This window comes from Desulfosarcina variabilis str. Montpellier, from assembly GCF_048565275.1.
Taxonomy (GTDB): domain Bacteria; phylum Desulfobacterota; class Desulfobacteria; order Desulfobacterales; family Desulfosarcinaceae; genus Desulfosarcina; species Desulfosarcina variabilis.
On sequence record NZ_CP159846.1, the window covers coordinates 3,062,915 to 3,087,395 of the forward strand.

Genomic DNA, 24,481 nt, shown 5'->3' on the forward strand with positions numbered 1-24,481 from the left:
TCTCCCATTTAGGGGTAGGGGCACGGCGCGCCGTACCCCTACGGTTTACGCAGCCACAAAAAGTGCTTCGATCTTGGCGATCAGCTGTTCGTCGGTATAATGGGCCAGGGTGATCGCCTTGCCCGGACATTCGGCCACGCAGGTGCCGCAGCCATGGCACTGGGCCGGGTCGATGACCGCATGGCTGTGCTCGTCGATGCGGGGAATATCATAGGGACAGGCGCGTACGCAGGTCAAGCAGGCGGCACACTTGCCCGTGTCCACCGTGGCCACCACGCCGCCGACCATGATGGCATCCCGGGAGAGCAGGGTCATGGCCCGTGAGGCGGCGGCCCGGGCCTGGGCGATGCTCTCTTCCAGGGGTTTGGGGTAGTGGGCCAAGCCGGCCAGGTAGATTCCCTCGGAGGAGAAGTCCACCGGCCTCAGCTTGGCATGGGCCTCGACCAGAAAACCGCTGGCATTGACCGGCACCTTGAAAAGCTCGTACACGTCGCGGTTGGCGTTTGGCACCACGCCGGTGGCCAGGACCAAAAGGTCGGGCCGCAGCCGCACCGGCATGCGCAGCACATGGTCGGTTACCTCCAGTAGCAGGTGATTGTCGGCATCGGTGGACACCCGGGGCGGTGTTTCCGGCTCGTAGCGGATGAACAGGATGCCCGCTTCGCGGGCCTGCTTGTAAAGGTCCTCGCGGAAGCCGTAGGCGCGGATGTCGCGGTAGACAATGCTCACCTTCTTTTGGGGGTGGATCTGTTTGATGGCCAGGGCGCTTTTCAGACTGTGGGTGCAGCAGATCTTGCTGCAATAGGGCCGGTTGTCATCCCGGGAGCCCACGCACTGGATAAAGACCACGCTCCTGGCCCGCAGCAGCCGTTTGTCTTTAACCGCCATGGCCGCATCCATGTCCAGGTGGGTGAGTACATTCGGGTGCCGGCCGTAAAGATAAAGATCCGGCTTGTACTCGCCGCCGCCGGTGGCCAGGATGGTGGCCCCGTGGGCGATAACGGTTTGCGTTTGATCGCCGTTACCCGTAACCAGGGTGGTGGAGAAGTTGCCGATGCTGCCCGTCGTGCGCTTGACCTGGGACCGGGTAAACAGACGAATACGCGGATGGGTTTGGATCCGGTCGATGGTTCGGGCCAGGTAGGGGACGATGGGTTCTCCCTGCCAGGTAGCATTGAGCAGGTTGGCCACGCCGCCCAGCTGGTCCGATCGTTCCACCAGCACCACGTCGCAGCCCTGGTCGGCCACACCCAGGGCCGCTTCCATGCCGGCCACGCCGCCGCCCACCACCAGGGCGGTCTTGGTGATGGTCAGGCTCACCTGATGCAGCGGTTCGATATAGGCGGCCTTGGCCACAGCCATGCGCACCAGATCTTTGGCCTTGGCTGTGGCCCGCGCCGGCTCGTTCATGTGTACCCAGGTGTTCTGGTCACGGATGTTGGCCATCTCGAACAGGTAGCGGTTGAGTCCTGCATCACGGATGGTCTCCTGGAACAATGGCTCGTGGGTACGGGGGGAGCAGGAGGCCACCACCACCCGGTTGATGCCTTTTTCTCGGATGACTGCTTTCATGTGGTCCTGGGCGTCCTGGCTACAGGTGAACAGGTTGTCCTCCACGTGAACCACATTGGGCAGGCCGGCGGCATAGTCGCGCACGGCCGGCACGTCGGCAATGCCGCCGATGTTGATGCCGCAGTTGCACACGAAGACCCCGATGCGCGGCCCCTGGCCGGACACATCCAGTTCCGGGGGCAGCTCATGGCGGCGGCTTTCGGTCCAGCGCGAGTCGGCCAACATCTCGGCGGTGGCCGAGGCGGCGGCCGAGGCTTCCATCACCGAGTGGGGAATGTCCTTGGGTTCCTGGAATGCGCCGCAGACGAAGATGCCCTTGCGGTTGGTGGCCACCGGTGTCAAACAGCCTGTTTTGGCGTGGTTGTAGTGGTTCAGATCCACGCCCAGGCGATGGGCCAGGGCGATGGCATCGGGGTTGGGGGCCAGTCCCACGGACAGGACCACCATGTCGAACTGCTCCTCCACGCTTCTGCCGGCTTCGCTGGCATAGACGATGCGCAGCCGGTCGCCCTCGGCCGGAAACACCGAATGGATGCGCGAGCGGACGTGGCGCACCCCGTGGTCCTCGCGGGCCCTGGTGGCGTACTTGTCGAAATCCTTGCCAAAGGTGCGCAGGTCCATGAAGAAGATCGCGGTGTCAAGTTCCGTTTCGCTGTGTTCCTTGGCGATCACCGCCTGCTTGTTGGCATACATGCAGCAAACCGACGAGCAGTAACCGTTGTCGCAGGCGTTGAGATCCCGTGAGCCCACGCATTGCAGCCAGGCGATTTTGCGCGGCGGCTGACGATCCGAGGGCCGCACCAGGTGTCCGGCATAGGGGCCGGACGCCGAGAGGATGCGCTCGAATTCCAGGCTGGTGACCACGTTGGGATGGCTGCTGTAGCTGTAGGTCTCGTAGATGGAGGGATCAAAGGCGGTAAAGCCCGGGGCCAGGATCACGGCCCCTACCTGAACCTGATGGATCTGCTCGGTCATCTCGTGACAGACCGCGCCGGCCAGGCAGGCCGACACGCACTGGTAGCACTCCGAGCACACGCCGCAGGCCAGGCACCGCTGGACTTCCCGGCTCACCGCCGCCTCGTCCAGGCCCAACTGGACTTCGTCGAAGGTGGTTTTTCGGGTTGCCGGGTCGGCCACAGGCATGGGCTGCCGGGCCAGGGGCACCGCCGCGGACAGGTCCACATCCTCGACCGGTGTCAGCGATGGTGCCCGACCGGCCGCAAGATCCTCACCGGCCAGAAAGCGACAGATCGATTCGGCGGCGGTTTTTCCGGCGGCAATGGCCTCGACAACGGTTTTGGGGCCGCTGACCGCGTCGCCGCCGGCAAAGATGTCGGCATCGGCGGACTGCAACGTCACCGGATCAACGATCATGGTGCCCCAGTCGCTCAAGGTGCAGGCGCACTCATCGGTGAGACAGGCCCAGTCCGACTCCTGGCCGATGGCCGGCACCACCGCATCGACCGCGATGGTGAATTCGGATCCAGCGATGGGCTCGGGACGCCGCCTGCCGGATGCGTCCGGCTCGCCCAGCTGCATGCGAATGCATTCGATAGCCGTGACCCGGCCGTCGGTTTCGACCACCCGCACGGGATTGACCAGGGTCATGATCTCGATGCCCTCCTCACGGCATTCGGCGATCTCCTCGGCGCTGGCCGGCATCTCGGCCTCGCTGCGGCGGTAGATGATAAAGGGCTGTTTGGCGCCGCACCTGAGGGCGGTGCGCACGGCGTCCATGGCCACGTTGCCGCCGCCGATCACGGCCACGCGGTTCCCCAGATCGATCTTCTCGCCCAGGTTGGTGCGCAACAGATAATCCACACCGGGCCACACGCCCTTTATTTCTTCTCCCTCGATGCCCAGCAGTTTGCACTCCTGGGAGCCGATGGCCATGAAAAAGGCCCCGTAGCCCTGGTCGCGCAGCTGGCCGACGGTCACATCGCTGCCCAGGTCGACGCCGGTTTTGAATTCGACGCCGAGCTGGCGCAATACGGCGATTTCCTCGTCGACGATTTCCCGGGGCAGGCGGTAGGCCGGAATACCCAGCACCAGCATGCCGCCCAGTACATCGTGCTTTTCGAAGACAGTCACCGAAAACCCCTCGATGGCCAGAAAATAGGCGCAGGCCAGGCCGGCCGGACCGCTGCCCACCACGGCGACTTTCTCTGATCGCAGGGCCTTTTTCTCAGGAACGAAGGTGATGCCGTTGGCGCGGGCCCAGTCGGCCAGAAATCGGTGCAGGGCCATGATGGACACCGGTGCGTCGACCTGTCCCCGGGTGCAAGCCGTCTCGCAGGGGTGATGGCAGACCCGGCCGCAGACGCCGGGGAAGGGGTGTTCGCTGCGGAACAGTTCGAACGCCTCCTTGTACTTGCCCTGGGCCATGAGGGCCAGGCAGCCCTGGAAACTGGGATTGGCCGGACAGGCGGCCTTGCAGGGCGCCGTGCCTTTTTTCTCGATGGTGTAGGCCGACGGCATGGCCTGGGGATAGCGCTTGAAGGCCGCCTTGCGATCCGCCAGGCCCTGATCGAAGTCGTTGGATACATCGATGGGGCACACCTTGCTGCATTCGCCGCAGGCCGTGCATTTCTCCATGTCGATGTAGCGCGGTCGCTGGCGCAGGGTGACGGAGAAGTTGCCTGCCTGCCCCTCGATGGTTTCAACGTCGGTCATGGTGAACAGGTCGATGTTCAGATGGCGGCCGGCTTCCACCAGCTTGGGGGAGATGATGCACATGGAGCAGTCGTTGGTGGGGAAGGTCTTGTCCAGTTGGGACATCACCCCGCCGATGGCCGAACGCTGCTCGGCCATAACGACCCGATAGCCTGAATCGGCCAGGTCCAGCGCGGCCTGAATGCCGGCAATCCCCCCACCGACGACCAGAACCGCACCTGTGGTTGTGTGTGTCATGATCATACTCCTTTATGGATGCCAGATGTAAGAGCTTGTTTGATAAATCCGTCTAAGGCCCGCTAACGGCGTTGGAAAGTGTCTCAAAATGCTCACATATTACATATATGCTCTGCTTTTGAGCCACTTTCCGCCTTGTTATCGGGCCTGATCCAGACTTCTCAAACAGGCTCTATGCGCTAAGCCCAGGTGTCGGCTGTTGTAACGCTTCCCGTATCGGTTCTACAGACCCAGATCGGCCAGGTCCGGTCCCAGATAGGTGCGTTCGTTTTCTCCCAGGAGGCCCATGGCTATGCACATGATGGTCCAGATGTGCACCACCCGGTAGTGGCCGCCGTAATGCTCGCCCACGTCTTCGATCTGGGTGTGGCAGTTGTGGCAGGGCGCGATGACATACTGCGCGCCGGTGGCCATGACCTGATCGAACTTGATTTTGCCGTAGGCCCGACGCTCGTCGGGAAACCCGCCCTGCAAGGCGCCGCCCCCGCCACCGCAGCAGTAGTTGTTGACGCCGCAGGGGACCATGTCCACGAAATTCTCCTCACCCACGATGGTCTTGACCACAAAGCGCAGCTCGTCGGCCATCTCCTGGCGCAGGGTCTTGCGGACGATATTGCACGGATCCTGGACCGTGAACTTGACCTTCAGGTCCCGGTTCCAGTCGGCGTTGACCTTGAGCTTGCCCTCACGAATCCACTGGGCGTAGAGCTGGATGATACTGGTGAACGCAAAGCGGTGGGGAATCTTGAATTTTCGCAATCCTTCCAGGATCGCAAAGTAACTGTGCCCTCACTCGGTGTTGACCACCAGCTCGCAGCCCAGGGTGTTGTCGATGTGATCGACGAATTCCTCCAGAATATAGCGCCAGCCTTCCTCGTCGGCCAGAAAGAGACAGTAGTTCTCACCGGCCCACATGACCGAGGGGTAGGTCCAGTCGGCTTCCACCAGGTGCAGAATTTTCCACAAGGGGCCCAGCTCGTCAGGCTCGGTGACCGGCTCGCGCGAGTTCTGGTTGATGGCCATATACGCCCCCACCCGGTCCACCGATACCTTAAGGTCCTTGAACCGGGGCTGGGTCTCACGGATTTCTTCAGCCACGTCCTCCACGGTCCAGATGAAGTCCTCGGTGGGCACGCCCATGGCGTTGCCGGCGCGGATATGCTGATCGCAGGATCCGCGGATGCCCTTGGGACGCTTGTCCCGGGGCCAGGATCCGCGCAGCTGATAGACCAGTTTGGGGATGTTGATTTTCATGGGACAGGCATTGACGCAGCGGGCACACATGGTGCACACCCAGGCCCACTTGTTTTTTTTCACCTGTTCGTCCATGCCCAGATTGACCATGCGCAGCAGTTTACGCGGGTCCATATCCATCAGGCCCGATGCCGGACATCCGCCGGTGCAGGTGCCGCAGGTCATGCACAGATCCAAAAGCGAATCGGGCACCTGTTCGAGGACGTCCGCCTTGAATTGACACTCCAGATCTTCCAACTCGATGGGGTCGGTCATTGGGTTGCCTCCAGGTTTAGGGGGTTAGGCTGAAGGTGGATAGACTGAAGGGTGTATATGCTAACCTTCAGTCTTGAGGCTAACAACCTACTTACCTAGTGTCCGTCCAGAAATGGTGAATTTTGCCCGAGTCCAAGGCGGTTAACAAATTCAAACCGGAGGAATATTGGTAATATTTTGAGGATTTGAATTTGTTGCCCAACGCCGGAATCGGGTGAAAGGCGCCGTTTCTGGATGGGCACTACCTAATTTTTGCCGCATCCAGGTACGGCTGAATCTTGTCAATGCCGCCCAGGGTGATGATGTGCACGCCATCGCAAAGATCGCGCAGGCCCTTGATCGTATCGGAGAACAACTCGACACTGGCCTTGAGCTTGTTGGGGGCCTTGTCCAGCTTCTGGATCGCCCAGTCGGGGACCAGCCCGGCCTTGAAATGCCGGTTGATGAAGCGGGCCATGGCGGCATTTCTGAGCAGCATCACCTCGGCAATCACCGGCACATTAAAGGTCTTGATCTGCTTCAGGAATTTCTCGAATTGATCCAGGTCGAAGATCGGGGTGGTCAGGAAATAACCGGTACCGATTTCGCGCATGGTTTCCAGTTCGTTCATGCCCTGTTTGGGCACATTCTTACCCCAGGGCGACTCCACCCCGGAACCCATGATGAAATCCACCGGGCTCGGCAGATCCTTGCCATCCACGGTGCGGCCATCTCTTAAATGCTGCAGGACCGAGGCCAGTTTGCCCGAGTCCACATGGAAGAACATGGTTTCCTGCAGGCTGTCGCCGGAGATGCGGTAATCCTCGGTAAACACCAGCAGGTTTTCGACGCCCGAGTCGTGGGCATGGTTCAGATCCTTTTGCAGTTGAATACGGCTTTTATCGCGGGTGGTGGTCTGGTAGATGGCATCGAAGCGATTCTCGTTGAGCAGCTCGCAGGTACGGATGCTGTCCCCGACGATGCCTTCCATTTCCACGTCGGCAATGGCAACACCGTCCATGCGGCCGCGGATTCGTTTCAGATTTTCCACCAATGTTTCGGGATCATCGTCTCCCATGGGGGCCTGAACCTCCGAGGTAACGATAAATTTCTTTTTTTCCAACGCTTCCTTGAGTTTCATGCGACGCCTCCTTATTTATGGCCGAAAGGCGAAAGTGATCGGTTATCCAGTGTTCGTCCAGAAATAGGAAAATTTGGCCTTAGATCAAGGCGCCTGGAAAATTTTACCGGAGGCATATGGTTGATATTCCGAGGATAAAATTTTTCGGGCAACGCCGATATCGGGCAAATTGGCCATTTCTGGATGGACACTATCTAAGCTCCAACAACCGGGCTACCTCTTCCTTGAGTTGGGGCAGAGGAAGCGGCTTGGAAAAACAGACATCCGCGCCATGGGATTTCATTTCCGCAAACTTCTCCTCATCCAGGTAGGCGGACAGGACGATGATTTTGGTGTCCCGGGTATCCTCGTTGGATTTGATCTTGCGGCAGACCTCGTTGCCCTTGATGTCCGGCATCATGATATCCAGGATCATCAGGTGGGGGTGGAAGTGGTTGACCTGCAGCCCGGCCTCGAATCCATCCGAGGCACTGATCACCTCGTAATCGAATTCGTCCTCTTCCAGTGCCTGGACGATGGTCTCGACGATGATCGGATCGTCGTCCACGACCAGAATGCGATGGCGTTCATCGGCGAATTCCTCTTCCGGGATAGGGATGCCCTGGCGCTGCATGAAGGCTTCCATGTCGCCGCGTTTGATGCGCCGGTGACCGCCTACGGTCTTGTAGGCCTTGATGTGTCCGGCGTCGATCCAGTTGATGATGGTTTTCGAGGAGACATTACAATACTTGCTGGCCTTGAAGACGGTAAGTGTATCTTCCATCGTCCAATCCCTCCTTTAATTGCATAAGGGTTTTAAAAACGGTTTTCTCTGCCGGTGGAATGAACGCTGTGCGTGGGCTTTGGGCGAGCGGGGCATGAACATTGATGATGGGTGATTATCCAACCGGGTGGTGGGAACTTGAGAACGGTTCGCATGGCACGGGGTATGTCGATGTGGAACAAATGCCTTTCCGACCTTTTTAGTCAAAAAGATCATGCCCAATAAACAATGTCAAGATAAAAATAAAAAAACTATAAAAACTATAAAAGCTGAACTAAAATCGGCCATAATGCATACACTTATTATAGTTATTATAGGAATTATAGTTATAAATGATGATCGGTTACGATTACGTGCACGAGCACGAGCACAAAAAACGCCAATGCCAAACGGTCGCGCTCGTGAAAATGTGAAAAATGGGGACGTCGTACCGAATTGGTCGGCGGCGGATTGATTCGAAACCTGGGTGGGTGGTCAGAAGTTAAGAAGATGCGGCTGAAAGGCATGGACCGTATCAAAGGCGATGAACGCATCCTTGGTGATTCAGATTTCGTCCTATCGGTTCTGTCACAAGCCAACGAACGGTTTAAACGCCGCTATGGACCCAAGCAGCGGCTATGCCGTATTACCATGTTTACCAATTTTCATGCATACCAGAATTTGAATCGCCCAGTTTAGGATAATGTCCCTGAATCTCCCAAAGCCATAATTACACCTTGAATGGAGCGGTTAGTTGCTAAGGGCTCGCGCAAAAATAACTTCACATTTTCAGCGCCCATCCATCCCGCTCAGCAGCGTTGCGAAAACACGGAATATACCTGATATTCCTTTGTCTTCGTGCCTTGCTGAGCGGGCGCCTGAACACTGAAAATCTGCGAATTTATTTTTGCGCGAACCCTAAGGACTAACCGCTCATCTTGGGTGTCAACCACGCTAAAAAAACCTATAACTCAATCTTGGTTCCCAGAACGCCCAGGAACTTGGCCAGCCAATCCGGATGGGCGGGCCAGGCTGGTGCGGTGACCAGATTGCCATCCACGTGGGCATCGCAGACCGGAATGTCAACGTACTGGCCGCCCGCGCAGGTGACGTCAGGACCGACTGCCGGGTACGCCGAGCACGATCTGCCTTTTATAACGCCGGCCGCCGCCAGTACCTGGGCACCATGGCAGATGGCGGCAATGGGTTTGCCGGCATCTGCGAAATGCCGCACAATGTCGAGAACGGTCTCATTCAAACGGATGTACTCCGGTGCTCGCCCGCCGGGAATCACCAGCGCGTCATAGTCTTCGGTTTTTACTTCTGCGAACGTGGCATTCAGTGTAAAATTGTGTCCCGGCTTCTCGCTATAGGTCTGGTCGCCCTCGAAATCGTGTACCGCCGTGCGTACCGTCTCACCTTCCTTTTTATCCGGGCATACGGCGTGGACGGTGTGGCCTACCATCTGCAGCGCCTGGAATGGCACCATTACTTCATAGTCTTCAACAAAATCACCAACGAGCATTAAAATCTTCTTTGCTGCCATAATTGCCTCCTTGGATTGGGTTATCGGACTGTCCTTTCTCTTTCTAACAAAAGAGGAGGGAACAATTGCTGATTGTTAATCGTTTTATTTGCGCTTTTCCGCCAAAGGGGTTTTAAAACGCAGGCAGGCCTCGTTGGGAACGGTTTCGGCCCGTAGCAGATACCCCGCCAATGTCCATTCGGTAATTCGACGCCGGCCATTGATCTCAAAATGGGCGCGGACACTCCAAAAGTAACGGGTACCCGGGCTTAAGGGGAGGGGAATTCGGTGTTCAGTGGCAGTCAATCGGTCTCGGGCGTAAACGAGTTTTCCCGTACCCTTGGTGACGGTACGCCAGATACGAATTTCATAATGCACCTTGTCGACATGGGCGTATCCTGTGGTTGTCGATGGGGCTACCAGCGCGATGTTGAGCGGCTGCCAACGAAAGGTGGGGGCCAGTGAGTCGACCTCAACGAATTCGGCAAGCAGGGCATACCATTTTTTCTCCACCGGTGGGTAGTCGGGGCGCAAACCGATCACCGCGGGTTTTCCGCATGCGATGACCGCTCCTGCCACGACGCTCCATACGAGCAAACAGGACAGCCAGGCAGGCAACCTAATCGGATTGACCATCATTCCATTCCACCGGATAGACCAGAAAAAAATCATCGATGATTTTCTCTGCTAATTCAGGTACGCAACTTTTGAATTCATCGACCAGGTCAATGCCTTCATGATCCGCCCAGTCCGCAAATGTTCTTTCCTCATCGCTGGCACAGATTAAATGCTCGTCGAGCAGGGTGCTCCGGTCCGCCGAGCGGATAAGCTGGGCATGGATCCGCAAAAACGTGTCCATTGGCGGATTGATGCTGTAAATTCCACGAAGCCCGGTTACCTCCACGCGAATTAATAATTGTGCATTAATGGAATTCGATTTCGGATCACGTAGCTCGGTGGTACCATGATGGGGCGGTGCAAAGGATGCGTCGGGATAGGGGATGAATTGAATCGGTGTCCGTGCATTGCCCAAATCGATCACGCGGTTCACAAATTGTTCGCGCAGCCCCATCTGCTTGAGGTTATCCGCTGCAATCGTCAACATTGTCTCGGCCTGCTCAACCTCCTGGGCAGGAACAGCGGCTGAGACGCCGTAAACACCACCGGCGACTGCGCTGAACGGTGAGACGAGAAGCCCCAGATACGTCCCTCCCGGCACTGGTGAGGCAAAGCCGAGCATCACCGGCAGGGCCGCGCCGAAGACGATGCCGCGTTTGATTCCGCCCCATACCCCCTTGGCCGGGAGCAGGACCTTGGTTTCCGGCAGCTTCGGGGACAGGCTGACGCCGACGGTCGATATCCCGGATCGAACGGTTTCAAGTGGCACCGGGTTCATGACATAGATGCTCGGCGTTCGCGCACAGGCTGCCACCATCACCAGGAAAGACAGCATGGCAAGCACAGCAGCGTGCGTTGACGTTTTTATGACCACACGTTTTTTGCTCAAGTCGGATGTCATTATTCCTTTTCGCGGTTCTACAGAAAGCTCAAGTTAGAGACGAAAAGTTCCCGACAAGGTCGTTTTGTAGAGGAATCAAAAGAACACCCTCAGATAAAGCAGCATCCCGGCATAGTTGAATTCGACCTTGCCCTTCAGATCGACCCCAGGCCAGTCTTCATTTTCCGATTCCAGGCGAATCCCTAAGGTGTCAAATCCCAATCCGATGCCCACATGCGTCCAGGGATTATATTCCAGGGCGGTTCGAAATTCCATGATCGATCCCGTGAAATTGTCAATTTCAGCATAAAAGACCTGCGCACCGGTTCGGATGAACCACTGGGGCGTTAAGGCGACATCCATTCTCAGAGCGAATACCGGCAGCGGGGCGGTGAATTCTTCCTCCTCTTCCTCATCCAAAAGCCCGCTGACTTTGATGCCGAAATCGATCGGCATCACGTAAATGCCGATTCCGGCCGCCAGATCGATGCGGTCGTCCTGAAAAAATGAATAGCTATAGGCCAGCTCGTAGATGTCGAGATTAAAATAGGCGTCGACCGACGTTCCCGATGGGATGGTGATCGTGTTGCCATCGTCGTCCTCGATGGTGATATCGTCAGTAACCCGGCGGTTGCCGTCACGCCTTAATGAAAACCAGGTAAAATCCAGCCGATGGCGACGGTTTGGGGTGAAACGCCAAAGCGCATCGGCGCGAAAGACCGTGCTGGTCGAGTCCAAATCCAGCGCCTTTTCCACATCGATATCCACTCCGAGACCGGTTCCAAAACGGACGCTGCTGTCCACGGCTGTGAGAAACACACCGGCATCGATACTGAATTTTTTCCATGGCTTTTCCTGTTGGTTCAACTCGTCTGCCAGTGCCGATTGACAGGCCAGAAGCAGAACACCGATCAGGAGCAGCACCATGCAGTTTTGCAAAATGGTTTTCACCGGATTTTCCTTAAAGGCTTTTGGCTGGCATCTTCACAGACTATCATCTGGATGGACACCCGTCCACGGCTGCATCTATTGAGCGGCTTTTAAAACCTCCCGATAACGCTCAATGGTCTTCAGGCTGGATAGGATGCTGCCGTGATCTTCATTGAAACCATAAATGCGAACAGCATCGGCCTGGGCCCGGTAGTCGAGCTCACTGTCCAGTTCCACGGTCCCGTCGTTGTTTTCCATGAACATGCTGCAATTGCCCTTGTGGCTGAAAAACAGATGAAAGGCGACGTCGGGAGACAGGGATTGACCGAAAATCTTCCGGATGAATTCGCTGTCCGGAGCGACATCATGCCAGCTTGGAATGGCCGTGGGGGCTTTTTCGGCGCCTTTCTGGGCCATGCGAACGCCGCCCCAGGGGGTCGACAGGGAAACGAAAAGGTTGATCGGCGCGCTGCCGGCATGATTCCGGTTGGCCAGGATTGCCGCCCGGGAAACGAGTCCGCCCATGCTGTGGGCGGTGATGTAAAGGCGATCGAACTGGTGTTTGTCGTGCAGTATTTGAATCATCCCTTGCAGGATCTCGGCGGCAACGTCCAGGCGGATGCCGGATGGATAATAGTAGAACCAGGACTGGTACCGGCTTTTGTCGAGGCTGTCGGCCATGTCCTGCCAGCCGGTAGGCGTGCCGGTGGCCCCATGCACGAAAAGCACGGGGATGCGTGCCGGATCATAGGGCTCCAGGAAGTAGATGCCGACGCCGAATTGCTTGATAAAGGCCAGTGGTTTCCAATAGCCGGTGCTACCATTGGCCTGATCAAACACCGGAGCATCAAGTTTTGCAATCGTGCCGAGCTTGAATACCGGCATTTGCGTGATGGCCAGGTCATCTGCCATGTCCAGGCCATCGACAAATTGGGTCGCCGGCGATAACTGAATATTCAGATTCTGCCGGGCTCTGCCACCCGGTTTCCTCGCATTCGATTTCGGCGGGGCGACGATGATCGGTTTTCCATATTGTCCGGCCAATTCTCCGCAATCATGATCGAGGTTTTCATTGAGATCTTCAAAAGCCCTTAAATAATAGGTCCCCGGTCCAACCAAAAAAGAGAAATGCCCTGTACTTTCGGGAAACACATAGCGAATTGGAATTTGCTTTCCATCCGTTTCGGAAAATAAGATGACAATGACTTTTCCCTGGTCCGTGGTTGGGGTGAGGATTTCACCCACAAGGGCAAACGACTCTTCATATTCTGCTAAATCATTTTTCAGCTCTCTAAAGACGCAACCATCTATCAATGCCACTAATGCGATGGCAGCCACGGTCATGACCATTGGTCGGGTATGTTTCCACATATTGTCCATCCCTGGTAACGAATAAGAACGATGATCGATTACGCGTACGAGCACGAAAAAACGCCAATGCCAGTCAGTTGTGCTCAGTGAAGCGGTGCTCGTAATCGCAATCGGAACGTTCGATATGGCATAATTGCAATTGCTGATGCTGGCCTTGCTTCAAAGACGCCATCATTGAATACTTACTGTCTGATACGATAGGTGCCGTCCGGGCTCTTAATCAGACGAACCCGGTCGCCGACGGCGAATTCATCGTCTTTTTCCTGGACGACCACCAAAACGCGGCCGTCATCCATTTCAACCTCGATTTCAAGGGCAGGCTTCTGGGCAGCCGCACCTTCAGCGGCATTGCCCGCCGCCGCGCCACCCAGTGCACCGGCGGTGGTTGCCAGCTTTCGTCCGCGGCCACTGCCAATGGTGGAGCCGATGACGCCGCCGACGATCGCGCCTCCAACCGCCCCGGCACCGGTTTGCTGACTCTGGATCGTGACCTCGGAAACCTTGAGGACCGTCCCGTAATACACGGATAGTGGGGTTTGCGCCTGACCCGGCGTATAGGTTTTACTGCCCTGGCTGGCCTGGCAGCCCCACATGGATAAAGCGATACTCAAAACAATGACGATGATATTTGTTCTCTTTTTCATTTTTTATGCTCCTTTTACAGTGATTTCATCCCAAGATTGATGAGCTGTCGGGGGGCATCGTTGATATCGAACCACTCGGCCGATTCGACGACACCGGAGGCCATCTTCTGGTGGGCTCGCACCCATACGAGCAAAATCAATCTGATGCGGTTGATCCGTTCCACGGTGGCCGTGGCCACATTGTCGACTTCCCGCAAACCGCTCCGGTATTCCTCCCAATCCGATTGAATTTCCTGCTGAACCTTGTGCATGGCATTCATACGACCTTGCAGATGCTTGGCAATCTCCCGGAGTTCCTTTTGCGTAGGCCGGCCCTTGGGGATAATTTCCGGTATCCAGATGACGCCGCTTTTCGCCAAGCCGCTCAGGTCGGGGGAATCGGTTCGATAGGCATCGTAGATGGTCTCGAAGGCGCTCAAAATGAAAAACTTTTCATCTTCCAGCTTCTCGTGATAGCGGATGATATCCGCGTATTCAGCCTCGATCTTGCCGTCGATTTTTTCCGCCAGCGTGCCGATCGCCGCACTGAGTTCGGAAAGGCGCATGATGCCGTCCATCACCGCCCGGTTGAGGATCGGTTGTGCCGTCTGCAAGGCGGACAGTAAATCGCTTTGCCGACGGATATCATCAATGAGGGCGTCATAGTGGTGGGGATCCATATTCAGCCGTTGCACGATGTTGGATTTGAACGTGGCCACGTAGTCGGCATAGGCGGCCACCTTGTCCTGTTCGGTTCCGGAGGATTCGGACAAAGAAACGAGGGAGATCGAATATTGTACAATCCTGCCGATTCCTTTTCTTGTCTGGTCCGCCAGCGCCAGCACCCTACGCTCTTCGGGTTCCGATGGGTTGAAAAAGCGCCGCGTGATAACCGTTTCATTGCGCGACATATCCAGTTCCAAATCGTCGAGTATGGCAATCGTGTTATCGGCGAACAGACCGATGTTGGCTTTGGTACTTGGTGTGAATTTCTTTTTCATTGTCGCACAGCCGCCACACGCTACCAAGAGAAAAATAACAGCGATCAGCCAGGTGAGCTGCTTTTGCAGATGGCGGCAGTGTCCCGGCGGTCTGAATGAATTCTGAGTTTGCATCCGCGTGCCTCCTTTTCATCAAAGGTTACCAGTGGTACTGAAGGTATACCGTATTGTAGTTGCTGCCCCCGGAAATCCGTCCGAAAGCGGACGATTTGGAATAGATTCCGGACCGGTGATGAATGCTGTACCCCAGCCACAGGTCTTCCATCCATTCGACACGCAAAAGGTGCCCCAGGCTCAGGTCTAAAGAAAAGTCCAGAAAATTGAGCAGCTGGCTGGGGCGGTAGTCTTTCTCCTGCATGTCTTTTTCTTCCAGGTAGGGGATCCGGTCCAGATACGACAAGCCTTCGGCAAATCCCAAACGCCATGGAATCGGCCATTTGATCGTGTAATAGAATTTTACCGCCAGAACGTATTCGGTGGATCGGTCTTGCACATCCGATGAGTGATGGTGCACGATTCCGGGCGTCAGGTAGGTTGCAATGGGCAGGGTAAACAGCCGATCGGCCAGGGGAACACCAAGAAAAACAGAGGAAAGCTGATTGTTGTAAGGATCGCTTTCGGTATTTCCGGTCATGATTTCACCCAGATTGGATTCGGTTCCCCAGCCATGGGCCAGACGGACATACGGTTTGGATGCTAACGTGTTCACGGGATCTTTTTTGTCATTGAAAAAGCCGATCCCCAAAAAGGCTTCGCTCTGGTAGGATTCATCGATAAAGGAGACGTCCCGGGTATCGCTGTCCAGAAAGAGAATACTGCCCCTTGCCAGCAAATACAAATTCCGCCAAACGTGCAAGCGGATGTCGGCGGCGAGCTGAGCGTCCATGGCCATGCCTGGATCTTCTCTTCCCAGGCCGTAATAGCGATCGTTGAATGCGGCGCTTTTCCAGCGAAATCGTGCATAAGATCTGAGTTCCCAAATCCCTCGTTCGAAATTTATTCCTGGTGCCAGGTTGGCGTGGAAACGTCCGCTTTGATCACTTAATACCTCGACGTTCGTATGCAGCCAGTCTGTGAAATGATAGGTAAACTGCCCCCCCATATCCAATCCGGATTCTCGAATCTCGTTCTGGTACCTTTCGGGAATGTCAAAGAACCGGTATCGGGCAAACGGGCTCAATTGCCATTTTTCTTTTTGAAAAAGCCTGTATCCGAACTCAAGCCCATCGATAAACAGCGGACCGTTTTCATAAAAAATCAAAGGCACGACATCGTTTACGACACCTTTTTCCGCATCAAATACAATGGTCGCCGAACGAAGCCCCATGGCAATGCCCCACTTGTCGGGTGCCCTGGTTTGATGGTTTTCAGGTGGTTGTTCCTCACAAAAAGCATTGTGCCCAATGAGGATTAGCAACGCGATCGACAATCCTAAAAGAATAGTTTTGACTTTCATCTGATATTCCGAGGATTAAATTTTTTGTGTAACGCCGATATCGGCCAAAGCTAAAATTGGCTTGGCCATTTCTGGATGGGCACTTGTTAGAACCGCCAGGACAGCCCGAAAACAAGCCCCTGCTGGCTGACATCATACAAGAAATCATTTTCATCATAGTCGACGTCCAGATAGCGGTACCCGACGGTGATGGAGAACATGGGTGTCCATTGATACCCCAGGTTGAGCATTGCATCCCACATGAAATCCGACCCCATGCCGAAGCCTCCCATGGAGAAGGCGCCACTGATGAAAAACTTGGATGTGCCAAGTGGCAACAGCCCTTTGATGCCGATGAGAGGATCCACCCAATCCTCACGGTTGGACCGCTCGGTCGCGGGCAGGATTCCGGCACCGAATTCCAGTGTAGAATCCACGGACCAGTATCTTACCCCGGCAACGGCGTCCAGAAAGGTTTGATCCTCCTGGATCAGTCGATACAGGCCGGCCGCCGAGACGATCCAGCTTTTTGTGCGGGTCGTGAGCGTTGAATAAAAAGGGCCGGCAGTGGCCTCATCGTCCTCGATATCCGAATAGTCGATGTCGGCCACCACGCCGTACCGGCCCTTGCGGGCCTCGCCGATCAGAGAGAATGATCCGTTGATGTTGCCGAGGATGTCATCATAAAAATCGATGTCGACCTCGGCGGCCGGCAATCCCGGCTGGGTCGCGAGATCTCCTTTTTGTCCGCATAGCCAGGCATACGGGGCAATCTGAAATTGCCACTTGCCATCGCTGTCTGTTTCTGCATGGACCGGGAAGGCCAGAATAAAGATTGTGAGTATCCAACCAATATATACTGGAACGGTTTTTATTGAAAGGCGAATCATTTTAGCCTCCTACAGAAAACAAAACAATTTCAAGGCGCCCCGCTCTCCAGTGCCTCAGCCTCCGCCCGGCAGTCCCCGGTGGGCGGAAGGCCTTTTTCGTGAACCTTTGCATATTCGGCTTTGGCCGCTTTCAAATTCGCACAAAATTGCGGATCGGCGTGCAGTCGGGCGACCGTGGCAGCGCCCATAAAGCGGCCTTCCACCACATCACTGTGCCAGTGCACATTGCAGATGATCCGGCTTTCGCCGAACGCGCGCCCCCGGGCGAGGATGGCATCCGCCCGGTCTGGTGCAATTTCAGCAAGGACAAGCGCCCAGGCCCATCCGATGGCCGTATGCCCGGACGGGTAGGAGCCGTCTTTTCTCAGCTTCGTTTCCTCTTTCGGCGTGCAGACGGGCGCCCCGTTCATCATGAACGGGCGTTTGCGCTGATATTGATTCTTGGCGGTGTAGGTGGACAGCCCGGCATCGGCCAGGGTGCGGCGAAGCAGCATATAAAGATGCGGCGTGTTCTCCTCCGAGATCGGAATGCCCAGGGCACAGGAGAAGGTGTCGGCCGCTTCGGGAAACCTCAGTTCCGCATCCTGAATTGCAACCGTCCAGCGCGGCGTGCCTCTTAGGGCCAGGCTATCTTTGCTTATCTCATCATCCAGTGCTTGCGCAGCAGAGCCTTCGGCCGGGGGCGGCGGAAGGAGTGCCAGGCTGTTGGGAAGGGCATCCCGATTCAAATAGCCCGCCAGGATGCCGGGCATTATTTCCGGAACAGAATCAGGGCCTTGCTTTTGAAAGCCGGCACAGCCCATCATCATCCCCACGCATATAAGCACCAATACGATCTGCCATTTTTTCACGCGATCGACATGGATAAACATGACGTCAGAAATCCTTTCCAAACCAATTGAAGGGCTCAAGGTGTCAGGACGCTTCCCGGTTCCCGATACACAAGCCCGGATTTATTTCAGTCCCGTCTCGGTAAGCGCGTCCAGGCAGCGTTTGCTGACCTTTTTCTTGTTTTTGGTAATGCAGTCCAGCAAACGTCCTTCACCCACAGGCACGTCGGCGCAATACTTCTCCAGATCGTCTTCACACTCGTAGGCCGCATAAGCCAGGGCGGAGACCGCCCGGTCAAGCAGGACCGCGGCGTCAAACAGGGCAAATTCGCACTTCGCGCTCAATTTATCCTCGTGGGCGTACAGACAGGCCAGCACCCGTCCCTCGCCGGGGGTAACACCTTTGCAATAGTTTTCCAGTTCCGCCTTGCAACCATCCGTAACGGTCTGGGTCAAGGGGTCGGTGGCAAATGCCGTGGACGAAATCATCATTGCTGCCGCCATTACAACCAATATTCTCAACATCCTGGACATATCTTCCTCCTAGTGTAAAAATGGGGACACTGAACGAGACGAAATCAACCCGTTCGCATCCGTCACATACCAACGTAAATAAGATCGTAACTGTCTACTCAGTCAATATCGCTGAACTCAGCGGCACTCACTTCCTGTTCGTCGGGATTCTTTATGTCAAATACAACTTTGTGCAATTGCCCTTCCGTAAATTTGAATTTGCCGAACTGAGCGTATTCCTCATTTACCGGCATGCCTTCGTCGCGGCCAATATCGAAGGTTTCATGACCGGTATAAGCACCGTAGACGGTTGCCGTGATGGCCATTTCTCCCACTTTTTCATCGTTGATGAACAGTTCGACGGTAGAGGGGCCGTTGAGCCTTGGCTCCTTCATGGTATGTTTTAGGGTGATTTTTACATCTCCATGGGGAATTTTTAGATCGCCGTCGAAGTCATGCCAATAAAGGCCAAGTGTGGAGTAGCTGTATCTGAGTTTTCCGTCTTTGATGAACAACGCCTGTCCGCCGATATGCTCACCAACCGCATAAATAACACCCTGGGTCGTCTCATCAGCCGTCAAATAGGCATTCACCTCGTAATTGGTGGATTTGATCTCCGGTCCTGCCATTTCGGGCACCCGGTACACATTGGGTGTCAGTTCCCAGTGTCTTTTGGCCGCTCTTTGTGGGTTGGATTCAGGCTGCAGCAAGCGGCCCAGGGATCCGCCGACAGGGTAGACATCGTACTTCTCGGCTTCTTCCCAGAATATTTTTTCCAGATCCTTGACTTTTTCCGGATACTGGTCCGCCACGTTGACCTGCTGGATGGGGTCTTCATCGATGTTGTACAATTCCCATTCGATATTCAGGGGATCGAATTTTGCCATGGCCGCAGGATCTACCGACCAGGGAATCCGATACGGTTTTCCGCTGATGGTCCACCCATCGTGATACAATCCTGCAAAGCCGGTCATTTCAAAATACTGGGTGGGATGGTTGGTTTTGGCATCCGGGTCGTTCCATGCATAGGTCAGCGATTTACCCGGATACGCCTTTCGTTTCTGGCCGTTCACATAGTCGGGTGCCGGAATTCCGGTTACCTCGAGAATGGTGGGAACGATATCCGTAACATTCTGAAATTGTCTGCGCCATTCGCCTTTGGCCTTGATGGCTTTGGGGTATCTTATGGCCGTGGCCGACATGGTTCCTCCAAAATGGGAAGCCATCTGTTTGGTCCACTGGAATGGGGTTGATGATGCATACGCCCAGGCGACCGAATAATGGTTGGCCATGTGCGGCCCTCCCCATTCATCCATGCCGCCGAATTCTTCGAGCTTTTCCAGTTGCTGTTCCATGGTCAGCGGCGGGAAGCCGTTCTGCATCAACAGTTCTGAGAATGTTCCCGTGGGCGTTCCTTCGGCGGTACAGCCGTTGTCGGCGGTCAGATAAATTACCAGGGTGTTGTCCAACTCGCCCATTTCCTCAATGTGGTCGACGACCCGCCCGGTATGAAAATCGACATGCTCCAGAAAGGCTGCATTGACCTCCATCTGCCGTGATAAATACTTCTTTCCCTCCTCACTATAGGAATCCCACTCGGGAATGGATTCCGGCCAATCGACCATTTTGGCATCCTGGGAAACCAGACCCAGTTTCTTCTGGCGCTCCAGTTGTTGGGCCCGGTAGGCATGCCACCCCTCATCGAATTGTCCTTTGTACTTGTCGCGCCATTCTTTGGGAACCTGGATAGGCGCATGAACAGCGCCCGGTGTATAATACATAAAGAAAGGCGCATCCCTTAGTCCCTTCCACCTGTCCAGCCATTTGATGGCCTGATCGGCCATGCCCTGGGAAATGTGAAATTCGGAGCCGTCCGCATTGGTTTTCGGGGTCTCGATGGCGGTCGTGTTTTCATAAAGCAACGGGTGGAACTGGTTGGTCTCACCGCCCATGAATCCCCAGAAATACTCAAACCCCCACATACCTGTGGGCCAGGTCTCAAACGGACCGGCAGGCGAGGCCTCTTCCATGGGGGTATTGTGCCATTTGCCGAATGCTGCCGTAGCATAACCATTGTCCGTTAAAATTTTCGCAATGGAAGGCGTACTGTAATCAATTTGCGAATTGTATCCCGGATAACCGGTGGCAAATTCGGATATGATCCCGGTCCCGATCTGGTGAATGTTATAGCCGGTCAACAGCGAGCCACGGGTCGGGGAACAGACTGCGGCGACAGACATGTGCGTGTACCGGATGCCTTCATCTCCCAGACGGTCGAAGGTCGGTGTGCGCATGACGCCCCCAAAGGATGTGGCGCTCGAATAGCCGGCATCGTCAAGCATCACGATCAGTACATTGGGAGCCCCGTCGGGGGCTTTTTTCTGGCCCACAAAATCGGGTTTCGAGTCGGCCAGAGTCTTCCCCTTGACCCCTTTCCATTCCTCCAGTGGATAGGGAATTGAGTTGTTCTCTCCAATCCTCTGATGAACGGCCAACTGACTGCAGGACGCAATGGATAGAATGCCTAAAAAGAAAATTGCGGTCTTCAATACTTTCATCATGCCTCCTTAATGGTATAATTTCTCTAGAACCGTTGAATTCTGTATTGGAGCAGCAATATGTCACACGTTAATCTGACCGTGGCCTATGGCGCATCAGGCTATTGTCGATTCCTGGGACAACCTGCGGCATTTATTTGACCAGCTCGATCTCACCGGGTTTCCAGGTTTTGTCGAACCATGGTTCCAGGGGGCCATAAAGGCGCAGGATCGGGAACCAGGATTTGCCCGGCACGGTTTCTATCCAGTTGTTTTCTTTGCCTTTGGGCGCTTCAGGTCCGAAGTAGAGGTCGATGGACCCGTCGGCATTGGGGATCATCTTGTCCGCCTCGCTATTTTTGCTTGGAAATGGATCGGAAGTCTGCAGTTCGGAGCGCGTTTGCGGGTCATAGATCACAACCGACCAGAAATCCTTGGCCGGCACGTTGGCCGGGATATTCAACGTATAGGTTTTCCCGCCATCCAGGACATTTCCCTTACTGTCCTGGGTAACCATGGCATATTGCGATCCCATACCCACCATTTGCATCACCATGGCGGGGGTATTTACAGTCGCACCATAGAAGAACAGGGTGCGTGCATCCAGGTAGCGTCCGCCGGCCCCGTCATCTTTGAGCCACTCATGGTTGCCGCCGATAAAGGCCACTTTCCAGTAACTGTTCTCATACAGGTAAGCCTCTTTCTGAGGGGTATGGAAAATCAAGGATCGTGCCGTGGCGTTTGCCACCGCCACCGCATCGGTCAGAATCTTTTTGAGCTCGGGCGTCGGCTTGAATTCTTTCCCCTTTTGCAGGCCGATACTGGCGAACAGGCCGCGCAGTTCCGGGTCGATAAAATCGATGGGCTCTTTTTGCAGCACATCGTTAATCTCTTCGTAAAAGGTAAAATCATTGGCATGGATGGTGTTGTATGAGATGCCGGAACCTGAGGTGATGACCATCTTGGGCGGGTTGTCTTTTTGGGACAGCGGGTAGACATGCACCTTTTCGGAGAACATTTTGGCGGCCGCATCGGGTTTGCCATCTACAAGAAATCCTCGAAGAACGAACAGATTGATGTAACTTGGCGATTTTGCAATGAAGTAGCCTTCAGGTGCCTTTCCCTCGTAACCCGGAGGCAGAATCAGGTATTTGCCGCCTTTACCCCGGTCAGGGCCTGGGGCGCCCATATCCACAACAAAGCGGAAAAAGGCATCATTGACGGTTCCCGGACCGGTACCCGGCGGGACCTCAATCACCAGGGGGCCGGTTTTTTCCAGATCGAAATAGCTGAAGGCATACACTGTATCCGTGTTGGCCGTGAGGAAGAGAGGGTTGGAATCCATTAATTTATCGGTCACGATCATGTGGTTGGCTTCGGTGACCCCAATGCTTTTATACCCTTCCACCAGCGCGTGGATGGACGCCATGGGCACGCCGTTGAGAAACACCTCCACGCCGCGAAGGAAGGTCAGGTGATCAAGTGCTAATTGTGCTGTTTCTTCGGTGGGCACCCCGTCAAAGAAGTCAAGGGTTCCAATGCGGGTTTTGACTTTGTCCGGTGTCATGATGGCGCTGGGGATCGGGGTGTTGTAGCCCTTTGGAATTTTTTCTGCATTGACAACACTTGCCAGAAAAACAGTGACCATGCAGGCAACAAGAAATCCGTTACTCATTTTTTTGAAATCATTCATCCGTGCATCTCCAATTTTAGCAAATGAACTATAGCTGCAAAAAAACACCCAGTCGAAAGTGAAAAGTGCGCCAGAACAGATTATCCTGCCGGCCGGGCTTCCGGTGCAAATTCTACCTTCTATTTAGTGTCCGTCCAGAAAAAGAATCCGTTTCATTTCTCCTGTTGCGAGCCCCCCGGATTTCATTTGACCATTTCAATTTTGCCAGGCCTCCAGGTCTTGTCGAACCAGGGCTCCAGCGGTCCATACAGGCGCAGGATCAGCCAGAACGCTTTTCCCGATGCGGTCTGGATCCAGTTGTTCTCATTACCGGCAGGGGCCTGGGGGCCGAAGTAGACGTCCACACTGCCGTCGGTATTTTCCCGGATCGATCCGCGCTGGCTGTTGAGGCTGGGATACTGCTGGTCGGTCTGCAGCATGGACCGGGTCTGGGAATCGTAGAGCACGATGGACCAGAAATCCTTGGCTGGCACATGGGCAGGCAGCCTGAGTTTATATGTTTTCGAGCCGTCCAGATATTCGCCGTCGGCGTCACGGCAGGCGGCGGCATATTGAGAACCGATGCCGGGCATGGCTACGGCCATGGCCGGGGTGATCCCGATGGCGTTGTACATGAACTGGGTGCGGGCATCGCGGTTCAGCCAGCCGTCCTCGGCCATGAATTCGTGGTTGCCGATGGCAAAGGCGCTGAACCAGGTGCGGTCCGTACCCGGATAGAAATAACTCACATCGTCGCGGGAGGCGAAACTCATGGCGCGGGCGATGGTCGCCCCCACCCGGGCCGCCTCGTCGAGGATAGTGCGCATGCGCGGGTCGGGATCAAAAGGCCGGCCCTTGACGATGCCGAGCAGCGCCAGACGGCCGCGGTCCTCGGGGCTGATGGAATGCGCATGCTCCGCTTGAATCAGGGTGTTCAATTCCTCGAAAAAATGAAAATCATTGGCATGGATGGTATTGTGGACGTCGCCGGAGACATTTTTAAAATCCATGGCAGGCGGGTTGTCTGCCTGGGCGAGGGGGTAGATCCGCAGCTGCCTTCTAATGCTCGCCACCGCCGGGCCAGTATCCCCGTCGACAAGAAATCCGCGTATGAGGAGCCAGACCCCGTAGGTTCTGGAACGGAAAACGTGATACCCATCAGGATCGTCGCCCTCAAAGTCAGGCGGCAGGATGACGAACCGGCCGCCTTTGCCCCTGTCCGGCCCGGCGTTGCCGATATCGCCCACGTAGCGCATCCACATGTCGTCCAGAATGCCCAGGACGTTCGGCGGTGATTCGATCACGGTGGGGCCGTTTTTCTTCAGATCGATAAAGGTGCTGGCATAGACCGTTTCCGAGTTGGCCGTCAGCCACAGGGATTTCGAATCCATGAGACCCTCGAAAACCGCTACCTGGTGGGCGTCGGTGATGCCCAGTTGCCGGTGGCCGTCTCTCAAAGCCACCATGGAGGCGGCCCGCATCTCGTCGAGAAACACATCCACGCCGCGTTGGAAATCCAGAAAATCGTAAGCCCTTTTAACGGTCTGGGCCGTGGGGAAACCGTCGAAGAACTCAAGCCTTCCGATGCGGGAATCGATTTTGTCCGGGACGGTGATCGATGGCGGCATCTCGGTGGTCATACGTATTTTGGCCGGGGGCACGGTATGGTGGGTGCAGCCGCCCCCCATCACTGACAGTATCAGTATCGCAGCGAGCCTGAGGAAAAGCGTTTTTTTCATTATGTTTCTCCGAGATAGGATAAGAGATATCCAGGGTGAGCAGCCTTCAGCCGTTAGCCGCTAA

The 24,481-nt window shown here is 55.5% G+C and carries 18 protein-coding genes; all 18 read right to left on the reverse strand.

Annotated elements, in window-relative coordinates:
- Positions 1-45 precede the first annotated feature (45 nt).
- Positions 46-4,482, reverse strand: coding sequence for an FAD-dependent oxidoreductase (locus Dvar_RS13645; protein WP_419662255.1), 4,437 nt, complete (start codon positions 4,480-4,482; stop codon positions 46-48).
- Between the two features lie 222 nt (positions 4,483-4,704).
- Complete coding sequence (locus tag Dvar_RS13650) at positions 4,705-5,991, reverse strand: (Fe-S)-binding protein (protein WP_419662256.1); 1,287 nt, start codon at positions 5,989-5,991, stop codon at positions 4,705-4,707.
- A 241-nt stretch (positions 5,992-6,232) separates the two neighbouring features.
- Complete coding sequence (locus tag Dvar_RS13655) at positions 6,233-7,111, reverse strand: methylenetetrahydrofolate reductase (protein WP_419662257.1); 879 nt, start codon at positions 7,109-7,111, stop codon at positions 6,233-6,235.
- A gap of 190 nt (positions 7,112-7,301) precedes the next feature.
- Complete coding sequence (locus Dvar_RS13660) at positions 7,302-7,874, reverse strand: response regulator (protein ID WP_419662258.1); 573 nt, start codon at positions 7,872-7,874, stop codon at positions 7,302-7,304.
- 943 nt (positions 7,875-8,817) lie between these two features.
- Entirely contained in the window at positions 8,818-9,399 is a 582-nt protein-coding gene (locus Dvar_RS13665) for a DJ-1/PfpI family protein (RefSeq protein WP_419662259.1), read from the reverse strand.
- 84 nt (positions 9,400-9,483) lie between these two features.
- Positions 9,484-10,017: a hypothetical protein gene (locus Dvar_RS13670; protein WP_419662260.1), complete on the reverse strand. Its 534-nt coding sequence runs from the start codon at positions 10,015-10,017 to the stop codon at positions 9,484-9,486.
- Entirely contained in the window at positions 9,998-10,885 is an 888-nt protein-coding gene (locus tag Dvar_RS13675; RefSeq protein WP_419662261.1) for a hypothetical protein, read from the reverse strand. The genes Dvar_RS13670 and Dvar_RS13675 overlap by 20 nt, the downstream gene beginning before the upstream one ends.
- A gap of 87 nt (positions 10,886-10,972) precedes the next feature.
- Positions 10,973-11,827, reverse strand: coding sequence for a hypothetical protein (locus Dvar_RS13680; RefSeq protein WP_419662262.1), 855 nt, complete (start codon positions 11,825-11,827; stop codon positions 10,973-10,975).
- A gap of 75 nt (positions 11,828-11,902) precedes the next feature.
- A complete protein-coding gene (locus Dvar_RS13685; RefSeq protein WP_419662263.1) occupies positions 11,903-13,177 on the reverse strand; it encodes an esterase/lipase family protein in 1,275 nt (424 codons plus the stop codon).
- 182 nt (positions 13,178-13,359) lie between these two features.
- A complete protein-coding gene (locus Dvar_RS13690) occupies positions 13,360-13,821 on the reverse strand; it encodes a glycine zipper 2TM domain-containing protein (RefSeq protein WP_419662264.1) in 462 nt (153 codons plus the stop codon).
- A gap of 14 nt (positions 13,822-13,835) precedes the next feature.
- Positions 13,836-14,915, reverse strand: coding sequence for a hypothetical protein (locus Dvar_RS13695; RefSeq protein WP_419662265.1), 1,080 nt, complete (start codon positions 14,913-14,915; stop codon positions 13,836-13,838).
- A 25-nt stretch (positions 14,916-14,940) separates the two neighbouring features.
- Positions 14,941-16,257, reverse strand: a complete 1,317-nt coding sequence (locus Dvar_RS13700; RefSeq protein ID WP_419662266.1) for a MipA/OmpV family protein — start codon at positions 16,255-16,257, stop codon at positions 14,941-14,943.
- An 86-nt stretch (positions 16,258-16,343) separates the two neighbouring features.
- Positions 16,344-17,126, reverse strand: a complete 783-nt coding sequence (locus Dvar_RS13705) for a hypothetical protein (RefSeq protein ID WP_419662267.1) — start codon at positions 17,124-17,126, stop codon at positions 16,344-16,346.
- A gap of 29 nt (positions 17,127-17,155) precedes the next feature.
- The gene (locus Dvar_RS13710; protein ID WP_419662268.1) at positions 17,156-17,998 is read right to left on the reverse strand and encodes an acid phosphatase; all 843 of its coding nucleotides are present in this window, start codon (positions 17,996-17,998) and stop codon (positions 17,156-17,158) included.
- An 81-nt stretch (positions 17,999-18,079) separates the two neighbouring features.
- Positions 18,080-18,490 carry a cysteine rich repeat-containing protein gene (locus tag Dvar_RS13715; protein ID WP_419662269.1) on the reverse strand — a complete coding sequence of 137 codons (411 nt, stop codon included), beginning with the start codon at positions 18,488-18,490 and terminating at the stop codon, positions 18,080-18,082.
- A 98-nt stretch (positions 18,491-18,588) separates the two neighbouring features.
- On the reverse strand, positions 18,589-21,030 hold the full coding sequence (locus Dvar_RS13720; protein ID WP_419662270.1) for an arylsulfatase: 2,442 nt from the start codon (positions 21,028-21,030) through the stop codon (positions 18,589-18,591).
- Between the two features lie 130 nt (positions 21,031-21,160).
- Entirely contained in the window at positions 21,161-22,699 is a 1,539-nt protein-coding gene (locus tag Dvar_RS13725; RefSeq protein ID WP_419662271.1) for a DUF1254 domain-containing protein, read from the reverse strand.
- 182 nt (positions 22,700-22,881) lie between these two features.
- A complete protein-coding gene (locus Dvar_RS13730; protein WP_419662272.1) occupies positions 22,882-24,417 on the reverse strand; it encodes a DUF1254 domain-containing protein in 1,536 nt (511 codons plus the stop codon).
- Between the last annotated feature and the right edge of the window lie 64 nt (positions 24,418-24,481).

Bases quoted from the DNA above. Each gene is read 5' to 3' on its own strand.
- Dvar_RS13645 (WP_419662255.1), bottom strand. From the start codon at position 4,482: ATGACACACACAACCACAGGTGCGGTTCTGGTCGTCGGTGGGGGGATT.
- Dvar_RS13655 (WP_419662257.1), bottom strand. From the start codon at position 7,111: ATGAAACTCAAGGAAGCGTTGGAAAAAAAGAAATTTATCGTTACCTCG.
- Dvar_RS13660 (WP_419662258.1), bottom strand. From the start codon at position 7,874: ATGGAAGATACACTTACCGTCTTCAAGGCCAGCAAGTATTGTAATGTC.
- Dvar_RS13665 (WP_419662259.1), bottom strand. From the start codon at position 9,399: ATGGCAGCAAAGAAGATTTTAATGCTCGTTGGTGATTTTGTTGAAGAC.
- Dvar_RS13670 (WP_419662260.1), bottom strand. From the start codon at position 10,017: ATGATGGTCAATCCGATTAGGTTGCCTGCCTGGCTGTCCTGTTTGCTC.
- Dvar_RS13685 (WP_419662263.1), bottom strand. From the start codon at position 13,177: ATGTGGAAACATACCCGACCAATGGTCATGACCGTGGCTGCCATCGCA.
- Dvar_RS13690 (WP_419662264.1), bottom strand. From the start codon at position 13,821: ATGAAAAAGAGAACAAATATCATCGTCATTGTTTTGAGTATCGCTTTA.
- Dvar_RS13695 (WP_419662265.1), bottom strand. From the start codon at position 14,915: ATGCAAACTCAGAATTCATTCAGACCGCCGGGACACTGCCGCCATCTG.
- Dvar_RS13700 (WP_419662266.1), bottom strand. From the start codon at position 16,257: ATGAAAGTCAAAACTATTCTTTTAGGATTGTCGATCGCGTTGCTAATC.
- Dvar_RS13705 (WP_419662267.1), bottom strand. From the start codon at position 17,126: ATGATTCGCCTTTCAATAAAAACCGTTCCAGTATATATTGGTTGGATA.
- Dvar_RS13710 (WP_419662268.1), bottom strand. From the start codon at position 17,998: ATGTTTATCCATGTCGATCGCGTGAAAAAATGGCAGATCGTATTGGTG.
- Dvar_RS13715 (WP_419662269.1), bottom strand. From the start codon at position 18,490: ATGTCCAGGATGTTGAGAATATTGGTTGTAATGGCGGCAGCAATGATG.
- Dvar_RS13720 (WP_419662270.1), bottom strand. From the start codon at position 21,030: ATGATGAAAGTATTGAAGACCGCAATTTTCTTTTTAGGCATTCTATCC.
- Dvar_RS13725 (WP_419662271.1), bottom strand. From the start codon at position 22,699: ATGAATGATTTCAAAAAAATGAGTAACGGATTTCTTGTTGCCTGCATG.
- Dvar_RS13730 (WP_419662272.1), bottom strand. From the start codon at position 24,417: ATGAAAAAAACGCTTTTCCTCAGGCTCGCTGCGATACTGATACTGTCA.